At 42.5% G+C, this 15,418-nt stretch carries 14 protein-coding genes and 2 pseudogenes; 9 read left to right on the forward strand and 7 right to left on the reverse strand.

The annotated features are described in order from the left end of the window. The first annotated feature begins 113 nt into the window (after nucleotides 1-113). From cmoA to P4S58_RS08675, 6 genes and pseudogenes are all read left to right on the forward strand, one after another. Nucleotides 114-842: a carboxy-S-adenosyl-L-methionine synthase CmoA gene (gene cmoA, locus P4S58_RS08655; RefSeq protein ID WP_042482041.1), complete on the forward strand. Its 729-nt coding sequence runs from the start codon at nucleotides 114-116 to the stop codon at nucleotides 840-842. Nucleotides 843-926: 84 nt separating this feature from the next. Then, nucleotides 927-1,898 (forward strand): tRNA 5-methoxyuridine(34)/uridine 5-oxyacetic acid(34) synthase CmoB, encoded by a 972-nt coding sequence (gene cmoB / locus P4S58_RS08660; RefSeq protein ID WP_337163620.1) that lies wholly within the window; start codon nucleotides 927-929, stop codon nucleotides 1,896-1,898. A 216-nt stretch (nucleotides 1,899-2,114) separates the two neighbouring features. Further along, a pseudogene (locus tag P4S58_RS23685) lies at nucleotides 2,115-2,304 on the forward strand (ATP-dependent Zn protease); the annotation flags it as partial. Nucleotides 2,305-2,429: 125 nt separating this feature from the next. Next, a pseudogene (locus P4S58_RS23690) lies at nucleotides 2,430-2,858 on the forward strand (ATP-dependent zinc protease family protein); the annotation flags it as partial. Between the two features lie 21 nt (nucleotides 2,859-2,879). Beyond that, on the forward strand, nucleotides 2,880-4,388 hold the full coding sequence (locus P4S58_RS08670) for an inactive transglutaminase family protein (protein ID WP_102953009.1): 1,509 nt from the start codon (nucleotides 2,880-2,882) through the stop codon (nucleotides 4,386-4,388). 1 nt (nucleotide 4,389) lies between these two features. Further along, nucleotides 4,390-5,364: an alpha-L-glutamate ligase-like protein gene (locus tag P4S58_RS08675; RefSeq protein WP_042482032.1), complete on the forward strand. Its 975-nt coding sequence runs from the start codon at nucleotides 4,390-4,392 to the stop codon at nucleotides 5,362-5,364. Nucleotides 5,365-5,514: 150 nt separating this feature from the next. On the opposite strand, the gene P4S58_RS08680 is transcribed toward P4S58_RS08675, so the two are convergent. The 3 genes from P4S58_RS08680 to P4S58_RS08690 form a co-directional block, all read right to left on the reverse strand. Next, nucleotides 5,515-6,198, reverse strand: a complete 684-nt coding sequence (locus tag P4S58_RS08680; protein WP_337163621.1) for a hypothetical protein — start codon at nucleotides 6,196-6,198, stop codon at nucleotides 5,515-5,517. A gap of 120 nt (nucleotides 6,199-6,318) precedes the next feature. After that, entirely contained in the window at nucleotides 6,319-7,398 is a 1,080-nt protein-coding gene (locus tag P4S58_RS08685; RefSeq protein ID WP_337163622.1) for a hypothetical protein, read from the reverse strand. Nucleotides 7,399-7,402: 4 nt separating this feature from the next. Next, entirely contained in the window at nucleotides 7,403-7,780 is a 378-nt protein-coding gene (locus tag P4S58_RS08690; protein ID WP_337163623.1) for a hypothetical protein, read from the reverse strand. Between the two features lie 351 nt (nucleotides 7,781-8,131). Here P4S58_RS08690 and P4S58_RS08695 point away from each other — a divergent pair, with 351 nt between their 5' ends. Both P4S58_RS08695 and P4S58_RS08700 read left to right on the forward strand, forming a co-directional pair. Next, nucleotides 8,132-8,464: a DMT family transporter gene (locus P4S58_RS08695; protein ID WP_337163624.1), complete on the forward strand. Its 333-nt coding sequence runs from the start codon at nucleotides 8,132-8,134 to the stop codon at nucleotides 8,462-8,464. A 336-nt stretch (nucleotides 8,465-8,800) separates the two neighbouring features. Further along, nucleotides 8,801-10,084, forward strand: a complete 1,284-nt coding sequence (locus tag P4S58_RS08700) for a GGDEF domain-containing protein (RefSeq protein ID WP_337163625.1) — start codon at nucleotides 8,801-8,803, stop codon at nucleotides 10,082-10,084. 149 nt (nucleotides 10,085-10,233) lie between these two features. Here the strand turns inward: P4S58_RS08700 and P4S58_RS08705 are convergent, their stop codons facing one another. Next, a complete protein-coding gene (locus P4S58_RS08705; RefSeq protein WP_337163627.1) occupies nucleotides 10,234-11,163 on the reverse strand; it encodes a DMT family transporter in 930 nt (309 codons plus the stop codon). Between the two features lie 93 nt (nucleotides 11,164-11,256). Between P4S58_RS08705 and P4S58_RS08710 the strand changes: the two genes are divergently transcribed. Next, complete coding sequence (locus P4S58_RS08710; protein ID WP_337163628.1) at nucleotides 11,257-12,144, forward strand: LysR family transcriptional regulator; 888 nt, start codon at nucleotides 11,257-11,259, stop codon at nucleotides 12,142-12,144. 96 nt (nucleotides 12,145-12,240) lie between these two features. Here the strand turns inward: P4S58_RS08710 and P4S58_RS08715 are convergent, their stop codons facing one another. The 3 genes from P4S58_RS08715 to P4S58_RS08725 all read right to left on the reverse strand — a co-directional run bounded on the left by P4S58_RS08715 (nucleotide 12,241) and on the right by P4S58_RS08725 (nucleotide 15,416). Further along, a complete protein-coding gene (locus P4S58_RS08715) occupies nucleotides 12,241-13,236 on the reverse strand; it encodes a Gfo/Idh/MocA family protein (RefSeq protein ID WP_337163629.1) in 996 nt (331 codons plus the stop codon). Nucleotides 13,237-13,411: 175 nt separating this feature from the next. Further along, the gene (locus P4S58_RS08720) at nucleotides 13,412-14,503 is read right to left on the reverse strand and encodes an ABC transporter ATP-binding protein (RefSeq protein WP_337163631.1); all 1,092 of its coding nucleotides are present in this window, start codon (nucleotides 14,501-14,503) and stop codon (nucleotides 13,412-13,414) included. 4 nt (nucleotides 14,504-14,507) lie between these two features. Continuing rightward, a complete protein-coding gene (locus P4S58_RS08725; RefSeq protein WP_102953002.1) occupies nucleotides 14,508-15,416 on the reverse strand; it encodes a carbohydrate ABC transporter permease in 909 nt (302 codons plus the stop codon). Nucleotides 15,417-15,418 lie beyond the last annotated feature (2 nt).

A 15,418-nucleotide genomic window follows, 5' to 3' on the forward strand; every position in this document is an offset into this window, starting at 1 on the left:
AGAAATACATAAGCTGCATTTAATGACAGACGCCACATTTTTTCATAAAATACGCGCCTTTTCTTGAACCATCTACTGTTTAAGTAGGCATTTTGCTTCGGCGTGAGGTCACAATGAGCCCAAAAGACACTATCTTTTCTGCCCCAATCGATAAGATTGGCGATTTCACGTTTGATGAACGTGTGGTTGAAGTGTTCCCAGATATGATTCAGCGCTCAGTTCCTGGCTATAGCAACATCATCTCTGCTATTGGTATGTTGGCTGAGCGATTTGTGAAACCGAACACACAAGTGTACGACTTAGGTTGTTCGCTTGGTGCTGCGACACTTTCCATTCGCCGTCACATTCAACAGGAAGGCTGTAACATCATCGCAGTTGATAACTCTCATGCGATGGTTGAACGCTGCAAGCTGCACGTCAACGCTTACCGCTCTGACACACCAGTAGAAGTGATTGAAGCGGATATCCGTGATATCGAAATCAGCAATGCGTCTATGGTGGTACTGAACTTCACTTTGCAATTTCTATCACCAGAAGATCGCTATTCTTTGCTGGAAAAAATCTATGCTGGTTTGCGTCCGGGTGGCATTTTGATTGTGTCTGAGAAGTTTGTATTCAATAACGAAAGCGCTCATGAGCTGCTTATCGACCTGCACCATGATTTCAAACGTGCAAACGGTTATAGCGAACTGGAAATCAGCCAAAAGCGCAGCGCGATTGAAAACGTTATGCTCCCAGACTCTATCGAATTACATAAAGAGCGTTTCGCGAAATTGGGCTTCTCCAGCTTCGAAGTTTGGTTCCAGTGCTTTAACTTTGGCTCTATGTTTGCCATCAAATAAGATTTTGGAAGCTGCAGTACTGCCCTTACCTTCAGCTTCTCTTTATTGTTTTTAGGGTCTCAAATTTTTTGATTAGGATTCTCCATGTTGAATTTTGCTAATGTCTATCAATTGCTTGCACAAGACACTCGCCTGCAACCTTGGCTCAATGTCTTGCCTCAACAACTTACTGACTGGCAACAACAACCTCACGGTGACTTGGATCGCTGGTTGCGTACTTTAAACAAAATTTCGAGCTCACAACCTGATCATATAGACCTAAAAGAGTCGGTAACTGTCAGCAACCGTGAACCTCTGTCTGACGGTGAACAGAAAAAACTGGAGAACTTGCTCAAGACTTTCCACCCTTGGCGTAAGGGTCCTTATCATCTGCATGGCATCCATATCGATACCGAGTGGCGCTCTGACTGGAAATGGGATCGTCTGCTTCCGCATATTTCACCGTTAAAGAACCGTTCAGTATTGGATGTCGGTTGTGGTAACGGCTACCACATGTGGCGCATGTTGGGTGAAGGTGCGCACCAAGTGATTGGTATCGACCCTTCTGAGTTATTCCTAGTTCAGTTTGAAGCTGTACGTAAGCTGATGGGTGACAACCAAAAGGTGCACCTGCTACCACTTGGTATTGAGCAACTTCCTGAGCTGAAAGCGTTTGATACTGTATTCAGCATGGGCGTGCTGTATCACCGTCGTTCTCCGATCGACCATTTGATTCAACTGAAAAACCAGCTTGTGTCTGGTGGTGAATTAATATTGGAGACGCTTGTTATCGAAGGTGACGAAAACGCCGTATTGGTTCCGTTTGACCGCTACGCACAGATGCGCAATGTATACTTCTTCCCATCAGCTTTGGCGTTAAAAGCATGGTTAGAAAAAGTAGGCTTTGTTGACGTGCGAATCGTCGATGAGAACGTGACATCTCTTGATGAGCAACGCACAACTGAATGGATGAAGCATAACTCTCTGCCGGATTACATTGATCCAAACGACCCAAGCAAAACGGTTGAAGGTTATCCAGCGCCACGACGTGCGATTCTGGTTGCAAAGAACCCTTAATCAGTTTCTCATCGCACTCTATCCACATAAAGTTTCAGCTCTGCAACTTTATGTGGATACGTAAGCTCAGAAAGAGCTGAAGGAATAAGTAAATCGGGATATTTTGACACAGTTTTAACTCTCTCGTCGTCTTTCAAAGTTATCCTATCTGCAGGATGAAATCGTCATCTTTGTCTCATCAAATATCACAGTAAAAACAAATAAATAAGGCCGTAAATGTTTAAGCGCATAGCACCAATCGTAGCTCTAGGCTTACTTTCTGGTTGTACCCTAATGAATGGTGATGAATATCATCAAGCCACACTTACTGCGATTCAGCAGTCAAATGCCCAAATCACCAACGAAATAACCAATTTACAGCTCCAACTTAGTAATCAGAATGATTATATCGATAGCCTAGAAAGCAAAGTTCTCACCTTAGCGGATGATGTGAAAGATTTAAAAGTCATCGCAGCAGAGAAGCGTGAACCGAAAAGTGTTAAAAAATCTCCAACCTCTAAACAGCAACTTGTGTCTAAGCCACAACCACAACATAAGTTGGTTCTGGGTGAAATCGAACACGTAGAAATAAAAGCGCTTGATCAAATCTTTGATGCCCGTGTAGATACTGGTGCTGCAACCTCTTCACTTAATGCCATTGATATTTCGGAATTTGAACGTAATGGCAAACAATGGGTTCGTTTCCATTTATCCGACGGAGAAAACAAACCTGATGATTCGAATTGGATAGAATCACCAATTGTACGTTATGTACGAATTCGCCAATCGACCAATGAAGAGACTGAAAGACGTGCAGTTGTTCAACTATGGGTTAAAATTGGTAGCATCAACGAAAAAACAGAATTTACACTGGCAGACCGCTCTCAAATGAGCCATCCTGTTTTGCTTGGGCGCGAGTTTATTCGTGATATAGCCGTGGTGGATGTGAGTCGTAAATACATTCACACAGAGACAAATTAATAACAAAAATAAAGGTAACTTATGACGTCAAGAGTTCCATTTTATCTATCAGTATTTTTACTGATTGCAGCTGGGATTGCTTTGAGTGTACTCCGTCATCAAAATTATGGAGTACCTTGGACCCCAGGAGAAACCCGCCAGATTTGGGATATTGAAGCTAGGATAGAGTTTAACGCACTAGGTAAAGAAGCTAAGGTTTCGCTTGCCGCCCCTCATACTCAAAATGGATACACCCTTATCGGCGAAACCGCCTCTTCACCCGGTTACGGTGTTTCCTATGTCAATGACCAATCTGGGCGACGCGCTGAATGGTCTATCCGACAAGCTCAAGGTCCTCAAACGATTTACTACAAAACACAATTCCTTGTAGACCCTCAAGCAAAAGTCACCACAGTTCCTCCAATGCAAGAAGTGGTCAAACCGACTTTTGATGGCCCTGTTGAAACTGCTGCAATTGCACTGATTAACCGCGCTACTGAACGCTCTGCTGACGATATCTCTTTCTCGCGCGAATTAATCAAAAATCTGAACGATTCTGAAAGCCAAAACGCGGCACTACTTACCAATAAGATGAGTAAAGTAGAAGCGGCGGAAAAGCTACTTTCTTATGCTCAGATCCCAAACAAAGTCGTGGGTGTTATTCATCTTGAAGATGGGCGTCGTCGCCAGACCATTCAACACATGAACCAAGTGTGGGATGGCAAGAAATGGGTTCTTTTCAACCCAGAAACAGGGACGCAACCTTCTCATCCAAACCTACTTGTTTGGGATGAATCGAACGTATCACTACTTGATGTGATTGGTGGTCGTAATAGCCAAGTGCACTTCAGCATGATCGCTCAAGAAGTGTCACCACAGCAGGCAACCGACAACAAAGTTGAAGCTGACGGTCTATTAAACCTTTCTATTCACAGCTTGCCGCTTGAAGAGCAAGCGATGTTTAAAACCATCATGCTGATCCCGATTGGTGCACTGATTGTTGTGTTCCTACGCGTAATTATTGGTCTAAAGACATCTGGCACATTTATGCCTGTTCTTATTGCGGTTGCCTTCGTTCAGACACAGTTAACAACGGGTATTGTTGGCTTCCTGCTCATCGTCGGCACGGGGCTTATCATTCGAAGTTACCTATCCAAGCTTAACTTGCTACTGGTAGCGAGGATATCCGCCGTAATCATCGCGGTAATTCTGATTATTTCTATCTTTACCGTTGTCGCCTTCAAGATTGGCTTAACAGAAGGCTTAACCATTACTTTCTTCCCTATGATTATCCTCTCTTGGACAATCGAACGTATGTCTATTCTTTGGGAAGAAGAAGGTGCGAAAGAAGTCGTGCTGCAAGGCGGTGGCTCACTTCTAACGGCAGTATTAATTTACTTGGCTATGACCAACTCTTATGTACAGCATCTGACCTTTAACTTCATCGGTCTACAACTGATTGTTCTAGGCATCATCTTGCTACTAGGTACATACACAGGTTACCGCATCACAGAATTGCGTCGATTTAAGCCTCTTGTAGACGGAGATTAATATGTTTCTTAATCTCTCAGAATACACATCGCCCTTTAAGCTAAAGCGCAAAGGGATTATGGGAATGAACAAGCGTAACCACGCTTATATTGGTCGCTACAACGACCGTTCTAAATACCCATTGGTGGATGACAAGCTAAAAACAAAGCTCATTGCTCAACAAGCGGGTGCAACGGTACCAAAGCTAATTGGTGTGGTGAGCAACCAAGGTGACGTAAAGCATATCCATGAGATGGTCAAAGACTGGCCGGGGTTTGTTATCAAACCCGCTCGTGGTAGCGGCGGTAAAGGGATTCTGGTTATCACGTCACACAAAGATGGCGTGTATACCAAACCGTCGGGTTCAACCATCAACAAAGAAGACGTAGAACGCCATGTGAGTAACGCACTGGCGGGCTTGTTCTCTTTAGGTGGTAAGAACGACGTAGCAGTGGTTGAAAACCTGATTAAGTTTGATGACTGTTTTGACGGCTTCAGCTACGAAGGTGTGCCTGATGTACGTATTATCGTATTTAAAGGCTACCCAGTAATGGCGATGATGCGTCTTTCCACATCCGCTTCTGATGGTAAAGCGAACTTGCACCAAGGTGCTGTTGGCGTGGGTATTGATATTGCGTCGGGTAAAGCGGTACGTGCGGTTCAGTTCAACCGCCCAGTCACACTTCACCCTGATACAGGTAAAGAGCTGAATACACTTCAGGTACCACACTGGCAACGCTTGTTAACTCTTGCGGCAAGTGCTTGGGAAATGACGGGTCTTGGTTATATGGGTACAGATATGGTGCTCGACAAAGAAGAAGGTCCTATGGTGTTAGAACTTAACGCCCGCCCCGGCCTAGCGATTCAAATCGCCAACGGTGCTGGTCTTCTGCCTCGTCTGCAACATATTGAAAGCCTAGGTACGCCGATGATTTACCCATCAGCAGAAGAGCGTGTTGCTTACGCCGCCAAACATTTTGGAGCCAAAGAAGAGTAAACACTCCCCTTCTCCCAAAACACAAAGCCAGAGATTAATTCTCTGGCTTTTTTGTATGGTGAGTGGGTTTTGGACAAAAGTGAGTTAGAGCTATTGCCCTGACTCGTTTCTGTCAGATTAGGAAAAGTAGGTTGATTCCTTGATCGTTTGTTATACACAATTGTTCGGAGTGAGAAGATCCCGGATTGTATTTTTTAGTACTCTCTTAGGCTCGGCAGCTAACCCTTGCCAATTTGCTTGAACTTGGTCACTAAAATTTGAAAAGTCAATTGGGGCGGAGTCGGTGGTCAGTTGACCTGACTTAAACAGATTTTGAGCCACGACATGGTGAGACTTCAGTGTAGCGTGGCTTTTTAAATAACTTGCCAATATCTTCGACAAACACTCAGATACCAAAAGCTCAGTTTTATCATCAACATATATAGCATTATCCTCTAAGCACTCATAAGCCGATGATATCTTCTTGAAAGATAAGTCAAAAGCATCAAATTTTTCTTTAAATGCGTCAAAATACGCTGCTTGAAAGTTATCTGCCGCCTCAAAATTATAGTTATTTTTCAGCTTAGCCCTAGGGATACTAGTTTTCGCGACTGCGGCATATATTTTTTCTAAAGCTGATTTTTTGGATTCTTCATATTGAGAAAACTTTAGCTTTAGATGCTCCGCATTGATGCTTAACTCAGTCTGTAAAGACTGTTTTCGTAAATCTAACTCATGTTGATGATGCGCCAAGGATTTCTTAAACGCATTATTCACCAGAGCTTTACTCAGAAAAACAACTACCGCAGCCCCAGAAAAGCCTCCCGTAATTATTGTTACCCAGATATCGCTCATATTACCTCTTTGTGTATAACGAATGAGAATAGTTGCAAAAATATATGGCGCTATATTTTGGGTACCAAAATTCGTGACATATATTTTGTCAATTTATTCGTCTTGTTATCACTTAACTCACTAACCTTTTAAGTCTATCTCATCAGTTTCTAAACTAAATAAGTCATTCTCATTGCTTTCAATAAAGTCTAATTCTATATATTCATCTCTGATAATATGTAGTTGATTAGCATAGTTTTTGGCTCGTGGAAAAACGCGCCAAGAAACGAAGCCATCGGCATGCTTTTTAATAGCACCTTTACTCAATATTAACAATTTATTATCTTTCTCAATAATAGTTCCAAATGCAGCAGTTCTAGCTCGCTCTATATTGGCATCTAATGAACCAATGTTATGCTCTATCAATTCTGAATTATTTGTAAAACCAGTATATATAGAACCATTTTTACCAATGGCGTATACCTTATTACCAGCCACCCAAGCATAAGAAAGTGAATCTAAATAGTTAGTTTTGGGTTTCTCTTGTTTGACTCTATTAACCAAATAAAAATAATCATCTCGTGTTAAATCGTCTGAATTTTCTGGCATTGGACTAAAATCACAACGTACAATCGCATCATTTACTTCTGCAAATAAGGTTGTTGATTGCCAATCTAGATCAATACATGTGGACTCTATTATTGGCTTTATATGGTCACGGTTAAAATATCTACTAAATGGTGTATAACTTAAAACCCCCGATTTCCCCGCAGCTATAGCAAAACGACCAAAAGAATTTGGTGACAATGTAAAAACCATTTCATCAAACATTTTTGTTGCTTTACTCAATGTTCCATTAGAGTATTCAAATTTCAGATGAGTCACACCTAATTCAGAAGAAATATACAAGTTATTAGAAAATATATTTATATCCGTAGGCCAAACACCTATTTCATAACTATCTGTTAAATGCTTTGCTAACGTTTCCTGTTTTATTGTTATATTTTTAGTAACATTTAAACTTATCTTTTCTCGACTATCATTAGTTATTCTTTCTATTGATTTTTTATCCTTTGAATCTACCCCTAGTAGCGAATCACCAACTAAATCACTCCATTTATAAACTGAAAGTTTATAATTTGAATCAACGACAAATAAATAACCAGAATAAATATAAGAATCGACAAAATCACCAAGGATATTAACCTTAAAACAACTCATAGCGTCACCATCTTCCTCGATTTATTTTTGCTTGTTTGGCTTTATTTATGATTCCTCTATCTTTCCAATCATCAAGAATATGAGTAGGTGGTCTATCTGCATCTTTTACAGGGCACACTGGGTAACCATGCCATTCACCATTATGGTCAACAACATATTTTGCCATATACGCATCATTCGTACCTGTTGTACCCAATTTTGTCCATTTGTCTATAAAACCCTCTATAGACCATACATTGTTTTTATCATCGATCCATTCATTATTTTTTCCATTTACAAATAAGTTAAGTTCAACCCATTCTGATACTAGCCATTGCGTACAATCTTCTTTTGGCTTTTGTTTACGATGTTTGGGGTTTACCTTATATCCACTTAATTTCAAAATAACTTTCCTTTAGTTATAACAGTGTATTTTCAGCAGACTGAATCGTTTTTATAATATTTTCAGAAAATACAGATATCATGACAGTAACATACTGTTATATTAAGCTTATTTTCCCTAATGCTCACAAATTACAGATCATGTCTATATAGTTGCAAATGATCAACTATGCTCATAATCTGCTATTAGGAAATGCAGGTCAAGAAGTGACATGAGAAAATGGTCAGGAATCGGGTGCTGAATGATTTTGGGGCAATTATTGCGCAGATAATAAGTGTTTTAACAAGACTGATAATTAATTAATAGACTCAGTATACTGCCCTTTCATCCAATCAGACTGGGAGTATATTGGTGAAAAACTGGCTATTCTTAACCATTGCAATACTTGGTGAGGTGATTGCGACCACAACATTAAAGTCTACAGATGGTTTCACAAAGTTAATTCCTTCATTCATAGTTTGCTTAGGCTATGGCATTTCTTTCTACTTTCTAGCGTTATCCCTTAAATCGATACCAGTTGGCATAGCATATGCCGTATGGGCTGGCTTGGGTGTGGCTTTTGTTACTGCAATTGCTTGGCTTGCCTATGGACAGAAAATGGATACATGGGGATTTGTTGGGATTGGATTAATCGTATGTGGTGTTGCTGTACTGAATCTACTATCCAAAACTAGCGCTCATTGATTGAAGCGAGTGCTATAAGATTAAGTAAGGCGAAATCATATTCGACAATAAATCTTAGCGTCGTTACTAGCAAAGAATGGGGCATTTTCGACTTAGATTGTGCCTACTGTAACAGTTCTAGAACGGCGTATCCCTGATGTTTTAAAGCGTTTTGCCAAATTGGCGAAAATAGTACTGCTTCATCGTAATGAATAGATTCGATGTATATTTCACTAATCTCAATAGGGATTTATCAATGGTGTGAGATAGGTATGCACCGAGCTACTGTTCTCTCTCAAATGCAGTGATATGATGATTTTACTGTTTTCAGACATTGTAGATGAGTTGACTTAACGCATGGAAAGCAAAAGTAACTACGACCATTTGGTCCATATCAAAAGCCACGACGAATTAGCTTTGTATGAACTCATTCCTAATGTGGTGTGGTTTTTTGACCTTGATAAGCATGGTTGGTGGTGGGGAAATCAGGCCGCCGTCGACTTTTGGGGTTTAGAGAATGTTCAACAACTTATTGATAAAGACCTCTCTGGTGACACTCAAGGTGCAAAGGATAGAACGGCGCAGACATTTGAGCTGGCGGCTAAAAACGGTCTAACTATAGATCCATGGACAACCTACCCAAACGGAAAACCCAAAACTGTCTTTATGATGCACAGAGCAGTGTTATTGGGGCCTGAAAAGCATCGTGGAATCATTGCTTTTATTAACGAAAAAGTGGAATTGGGCCAGCAGCCCGAAAACTTATTGTTGGTAGAAGCGATGCGTTATACACGAGTCGCTGCTACCACCTTTACTGATGCTGGCGAAATCGTAATTGAAAATCCAGCCGCCACAGAAACTTATGCCCATTTACACAGCAAACCAATACCCGAAGGACAGAGTGTGTTCGTGGCGCGTTTCGTCTCTCCAGAACAGGGGCGAGAATGTCTGGCGAAGGCAATCGAGGAAAAAGGCGGTCGTTGGGATTACATTATGCGCACGGCCGAAGGTGATCGTCAGCATTCACTTGATATTAGACGCACTCGCCACCCTTTAACTGGAGAGTTTTTGTTGCTGGTGGTTGAGTATGATGTGACCGAACTTTATGAAGCATTAGTGGAACTAGAACAGGCACATGAAAACTTACACCATATCGCCATGACCGATACTTTGACTCAAGTTTCTAGCCTGCATCATATGCAAGAAGCCGCAAAGCAGTTTTTGAACGATGCCACGATACATGGAGAAAGTGTGCGAGCACTGTTTATTGACCTTGATGGGTTTAAGCAGATCAATGATAAACATGGCCATGATATTGGGGATGAAGTACTAAAAATTGTTGCACAGCGTATTAAGTCTGTAATTCGCCAATCGGATATTTTGGCTCGTGTCGGTGGTGATGAGTTTGTCATACTTCAACTCGGAGCCAACGATACAGAGAGTATTGCTAAGCGTACGCTGAGTAGTTTAGCTGAGCCTATTTCGCTGCCTAGTGGAATGGTTAAGGTGAATGCCAGCATCGGTATCGCTTCATATCCGGAAGATGCTGATAACCTGAAAGATCTGCTGAAGATTGCCGATGATGCTATGTATAAGGTGAAGAAATCCGGCAAAAATGCCTTCTCGTTTGCAAAGTGCTAGGGCTTAATTTTTAAGCGATATTCTGAATCTTATACACATTAAGCTTGTTTAACGCTTTGAGCATTGAGTTAAGTAAGAAAAATCACAAGCTGGGTGAACGATAAAGGCGGAGGTTTCCGCCTTTATGATTGAAATGGTTGTCTTCCCACCTAAGATTCTGAGCAGGTTTTAGATTCGCGTTTAAACAGTGAAATACGTGGCAGCAATAGGCCTGTAATCACGATGGCAATACCAAGCAGTTGTAATTCTGTCACCGCTTGACCGAGCATATACGAGGTCAATACAGAGAAGATGGGTACAAAGTTGAAAAACAGTGCCGCATTGGCAGAACCTAAGTGTCGCACACCGTTTAGCCACAGCAGATAACCAGCAACGGTGCCAAATACCCCTATATACAATACTTCTGATATACCCAAGAAAGAGCTATTCCATAACTCGGCAAATGGATGCACCTCTGGCGTTGCCAAACACATCACACCAATAACTGCAGCCCCACTTAACATGCCAACGAAAGTATAAGGGATCACTGGCATCCAACGACTGATGCCTTGGCTGAAGTATGTGTAGAAACTCCAAGCCAGCATTCCGAAGAATATCAGCTTATCACCATGGTTGATTTGCATTGAAAATAGCGCCTCAAAATGTCCGTTGGTGATCACCATCAGAACACCCGTCAAACTGACCAGCAGGCTAAAACACTGCATAGCAGACGGCAGAGTTCGCAACGCAACACAGGCGATAAGAGAGGTCATCAAAGGACTAAGCGCCATAATTAATGAGCCGTTAGTGGCATTAGTAGAAGCCAAGCCTGTAAACAAACCGAGGTTCAAGCCCCCTATTCCCACGGCGCTGACGGCGATAACCCAAACCCATTGATTCGAACTCAAGTTCAATTTGGGTATGCGCACTGCCTTGAGATAGACAGCCAGACACAAGGCCGCAATAACGAAGCGCCAGAACACCAAAGTAAGAGCATGAACTTCCTCTAAAACGTGTTTGCCAATTGGAAAGCAACTACCCCAAAAGAAGGTACAGATAATAAGAAGGATCACTGCTTTCATCGTTGAATCAGATTTCATCGTCACTCCAGATGACTTGTCAAAATGTATTCCTTAGTGTATTGATTTCAATAGTTGGATAAACAAGCAATAACAAGACGGTAAATGCCAATAATGAAACCAAGCTATTCGTTAGACGACCTGCGCTGTTTTTGTACTGTAGCACGTTTGGGCAGTTTCAAAGACGCTGCCCAGTCTTTGAGTATGCCGCTCTCAACTTTGAGTCGCCGCATCCGACAGCTGGAAACCGATTTGCAACTTCGTCTTCTTAATCGCGACGCTCATCGCGTCGTTCTGACCAATATCGGTGAGCAATATTTTCAACGCTCGGTCGCCCTGTTTGATGAACTCAACGATATTGACGAAGATCTGCATCGGGATAAGTATCAGCCTCAAGGAAAAATCCGCATTTCCGCCCCCATCAATGCAGGCTCTCAGTTTCTGCGTGCCATTTTTTATGAGTTCTTGCTGAAATATCCCGATATTCAGCTAGATCTTAGTTTTTCCAACACCTTGATTGATATTGAAGCGGAAGGCATGGACGTGGTGTTTAGAGTCGGAAACACTGTGGTCGACAACTGGATTGCAAGGCCGTTAAAGCACATCCACTTCATTTTGTGCTCTCATCCTGACTATGATATTTCCGGAATAACCACACCAGATAAGTTGTCCGGTCATCCCACTGTCATTTGTCGCCCTATGATACCTTGGCAGTTGGTACACAAAGAGAGTGGCGAAGAGTTTGATTACCACCCGAATAAGGGGGTAAGACTGGAAGTGGATGAAATTGTAATGCTAACTCACGCCATCAAAACAGGGTTGGGTATCGGATACGTGCCAGATTACTTTGCGCTACCTATGATAGCTCAGGGTGAAATGAATCACGTGCTACCCGACTGGAGTAGTAAAGCCCGCACATTACACATGCTGTATCGCGACCGCGACAACCTGCCAATGCGAGTGCGTCTGTTCATCGAGTTCGTGCTATTACACTTTAAATAGAAAACACTCGGCCAGCGTTTAAATAGCTGGCCGAGTGTTGGAAGTTATCTTTTAAGTGTTTTTTGCACTGCCGCCTAGCTGACGGTATTGAAGCGACTAATCACGGTTTAAGAAAGGGTATTCGAGACCAATTTGTCGGCGAATTTCATCCATGGTTTTCATGGTATTAATACTGTTCTGCCAGCTGATAACGTCACTTTGCAGTTTGCCTTGAGCAATGCAGTTCATCACCTCTTCGATTTGATATTCAAACCCTGTTGCTCTGAAAGGTAACTCTATCCCCTGCTCTTCTTCGCCTTTAACTTTGAGAACTGCTTTGGTTGCCCCCCAGAACATAGAATCAACGGCAATGTTTCCGTTACTGCCATAAATGGTAAAGCTGTTGTCCAAAGTGGCATTGAGTCCACACGTGAACTGACTGGCTATGCCATCGTAATCAAGAATCACGCTTGTACGCTCATCCACATTGGTTTCGCCGATCAAGCCATTGGCGACGATTGAGCTTGGCTCACGCTGCAATACAAACTGCGACATGGTGAGGTTGTAAATCCCCGTATCAAGCAAGGCACCACCAGCAAGTTCATTGTTTAACAAGCGGTCATTCTCATCACGCGGAACATTAAATGAGAAGGAAGAACTCAATACGCGCAATTCGCCAATACGCTGTTCGTCAAGCCACAGTTTCACTTGCTGCCAAACTGGCAAAAAGCGAGTCCAGACCGCTTCCATCAAAAAGGTTTGATGCTTCTGCGCTAACTCTACCAATTCTTGAACTTGTGCTTCATTGACGGTGATGGGTTTTTCACACAGTACCGGCTTACCCGCTATCAGGCATTTTTTTGCACACTCAAAGTGAAAGCGATGTGGATTTGCTATGTAGATAGCATCAACTTGAGGATCATCAATCAGAGTTTGGTAGTCGTCGTAGGCATGCTCGCAATCGTACTCTTGGGCGAAGGTTTTCGCTCGCTCTAGGTTAGAGCTGGCTACCGCATACAAACTTGCATTGGGTACCACTTTAAGGGCTTTGGCAAAGTTGTGAGCTATTCGGCCAGGGGCAATAATCCCCCAGTTAAAGGTAGTTTCAGACATAGATGTTCCCTGTTATTTTTTGTTCCCAAAAAGCAAAATGAAGAAGCCGACTGAAGCCAGCTTCTCCAAGTTATCTACGAGTTTAAGGTTTAGCACGTATAATCTAAACCTTAGCCTAGCTTTCCATTGAGTAACAGAAAGAGTAAGGCGTCACAGACTTTTCAGCGCAGCGGCTTTACAGACGCTGAGTCGACTGAGTATCAAAAATCGAGCATTTGGTTGCTTCAACTTTCACTTTGAATGAATCGCCTACAGAAAGTTGGTCTTCTGATGTCACTCGGTGAGACAGAGTGTGCTGCTCGGTAAACTTGGTCCACACCAAGGTATCAGAACCCATCGGCTCGACCAACTCCACTACCCCTTGAATAACGTTGTCGGAGGCGTCTTCATTAAGCTCTGCAATTAAGTGTTCAGGACGAACACCTAACGTCACTGCGGCACCATCTACAGGCTGTTCAACAAACGGGTATCCACTCACATCAATGTTCAAATCTGCTGATTTAAAAAGCACTTTATCCGCATTTACGCTTAGATGCCCTTTAATGCAGTTCATTGCTGGAGAACCTAAGAATGTCGCAACAAACAGGTTTTGTGGCTTGTTGTAGACATTATGAGGGGTATCCAGTTGCTGAATAATACCGTCTTTCATTACTGCAATGCGGTCAGCTAGAGTCAACGCCTCAATTTGATCGTGTGTAACATAGATCATTGTTGATTTGAGCGTCTTATGTAGTTTCTTGATTTCTAACCTTAATTCCGCACGTAGTTTCGCATCTAGATTCGATAAAGGCTCATCAAACAGATAAATATCCGCATCGCGAACTAAGGCTCGACCTATCGCAACACGTTGGCGTTGTCCGCCTGAAAGTGCTGACGGCTTACGCTTCAGTAAAGGCTCTAGTTGCAACAATTTGGCAGCCCAAGCAACTTTCTTATCGATAGTCGCTTTATCTACGCCTGCAATGCGCAACCCGAAAGACATGTTTTTCTCAACGCTCATAGTTGGATACAGCGCATAAGACTGGAATACCATGCCAATGCCACGGTCTTTTGGATCCGCCCAAGTCACGTCTTTGCCATCAAAATGGATGCTTCCGCCACTGGTATCAATCAAACCACCGATCGCATTAAGTAGCGTAGATTTCCCGCAGCCTGAAGGGCCAAGCAATACGAGAAACTCACCATCATCAATAACTAGGTCTAACTGCTTAACGATTTTTGTCGACTCATAACTGATGTCGAGCTTACTGATGTTTACGATTCCCATAAAATTACCCTTTTACTGCACCAGAGGCGATACCACGAACAAACCAACGCCCTGAAGCGACATAAATGATTAGCGGTACAAGTGATGTAAGAATAGTAGCGGCCATATTGACGTTATAAGCACGCTCGCCTGTTGTTGTATTCACGATGTTATTGAGTTGAACGGTCATTGGCAGGTTGTCGTTACCCGCGAAAACCAAACCGATTAAGAAGTCATTCCAGATATTAGTCACCTGCATGATCACCGCCACGATGATAATTGGCACTGACATTGGCAGCATGATATTGAAGAACACCTTAAAGAAACCTGCTCCATCTATGCGCGCAGCATTAAACAGTTCCATCGGTAGAGTGCTGTAATAGTTTCTAAACAGCAGCGTCATAATTGGCATACCGAAAATGACGTGAGATACCACTACACCAGTCAATGTGCCGTAAATACCAATATCTGCATAAACTCGAATCAAGGGATAGATAAACACTTGATAAGGGATAAATGCGCCTAACAGTAGGCAAGCAAAAAGCAGGTTCGCGCCCTTAATTTTCCAAAATGACAGCGCGTATCCATTGATGGCACCAAATAGCACTGAGATAACCACACTTGGAATTAAGATACGGACTGAGTTCCAAAAACCGACTTGTAGACCATTACACTCCAAGCCAGTACAAGCGCTGCTCCATGCCGTTTTCCATGCATCCAACGAAAAGTTTTGCGGTAGAGCAAAAATAGAAGATAGACGAATCTCGTCCAGTTCTTTAAATGAGGTCACCAGCATCACGTAAAGAGGCAACAAAAAGAACAGTGCTGTAATGATTAAAAACCCATAAACACCAAAGCGTCCCCATTGTGCTTTGACTGACATCGGTCGCTCTGATGCAGTCAATTTCATTGTAGGTGAATGTGTCGCAGACATAA

It is taken from the genome of Vibrio sp. Hal054 (genome assembly GCF_037162405.1).
Taxonomy (GTDB): domain Bacteria; phylum Pseudomonadota; class Gammaproteobacteria; order Enterobacterales; family Vibrionaceae; genus Vibrio; species Vibrio diazotrophicus.

Bases quoted from the DNA above. Each gene is read 5' to 3' on its own strand.
- cmoA (WP_042482041.1), top strand. From the start codon at position 114: ATGAGCCCAAAAGACACTATCTTTTCTGCCCCAATCGATAAGATTGGC.
- cmoB (WP_337163620.1), top strand. From the start codon at position 927: ATGTTGAATTTTGCTAATGTCTATCAATTGCTTGCACAAGACACTCGC.
- P4S58_RS08670 (WP_102953009.1), top strand. From the start codon at position 2,880: ATGACGTCAAGAGTTCCATTTTATCTATCAGTATTTTTACTGATTGCA.
- P4S58_RS08675 (WP_042482032.1), top strand. From the start codon at position 4,390: ATGTTTCTTAATCTCTCAGAATACACATCGCCCTTTAAGCTAAAGCGC.
- P4S58_RS08680 (WP_337163621.1), bottom strand. From the start codon at position 6,198: ATGAGCGATATCTGGGTAACAATAATTACGGGAGGCTTTTCTGGGGCT.
- P4S58_RS08685 (WP_337163622.1), bottom strand. From the start codon at position 7,398: ATGAGTTGTTTTAAGGTTAATATCCTTGGTGATTTTGTCGATTCTTAT.
- P4S58_RS08700 (WP_337163625.1), top strand. From the start codon at position 8,801: ATGGAAAGCAAAAGTAACTACGACCATTTGGTCCATATCAAAAGCCAC.
- P4S58_RS08705 (WP_337163627.1), bottom strand. From the start codon at position 11,163: ATGAAATCTGATTCAACGATGAAAGCAGTGATCCTTCTTATTATCTGT.
- P4S58_RS08710 (WP_337163628.1), top strand. From the start codon at position 11,257: ATGAAACCAAGCTATTCGTTAGACGACCTGCGCTGTTTTTGTACTGTA.
- P4S58_RS08715 (WP_337163629.1), bottom strand. From the start codon at position 13,236: ATGTCTGAAACTACCTTTAACTGGGGGATTATTGCCCCTGGCCGAATA.
- P4S58_RS08720 (WP_337163631.1), bottom strand. From the start codon at position 14,503: ATGGGAATCGTAAACATCAGTAAGCTCGACATCAGTTATGAGTCGACA.
- P4S58_RS08725 (WP_102953002.1), bottom strand. From the start codon at position 15,416: ATGTCTGCGACACATTCACCTACAATGAAATTGACTGCATCAGAGCGA.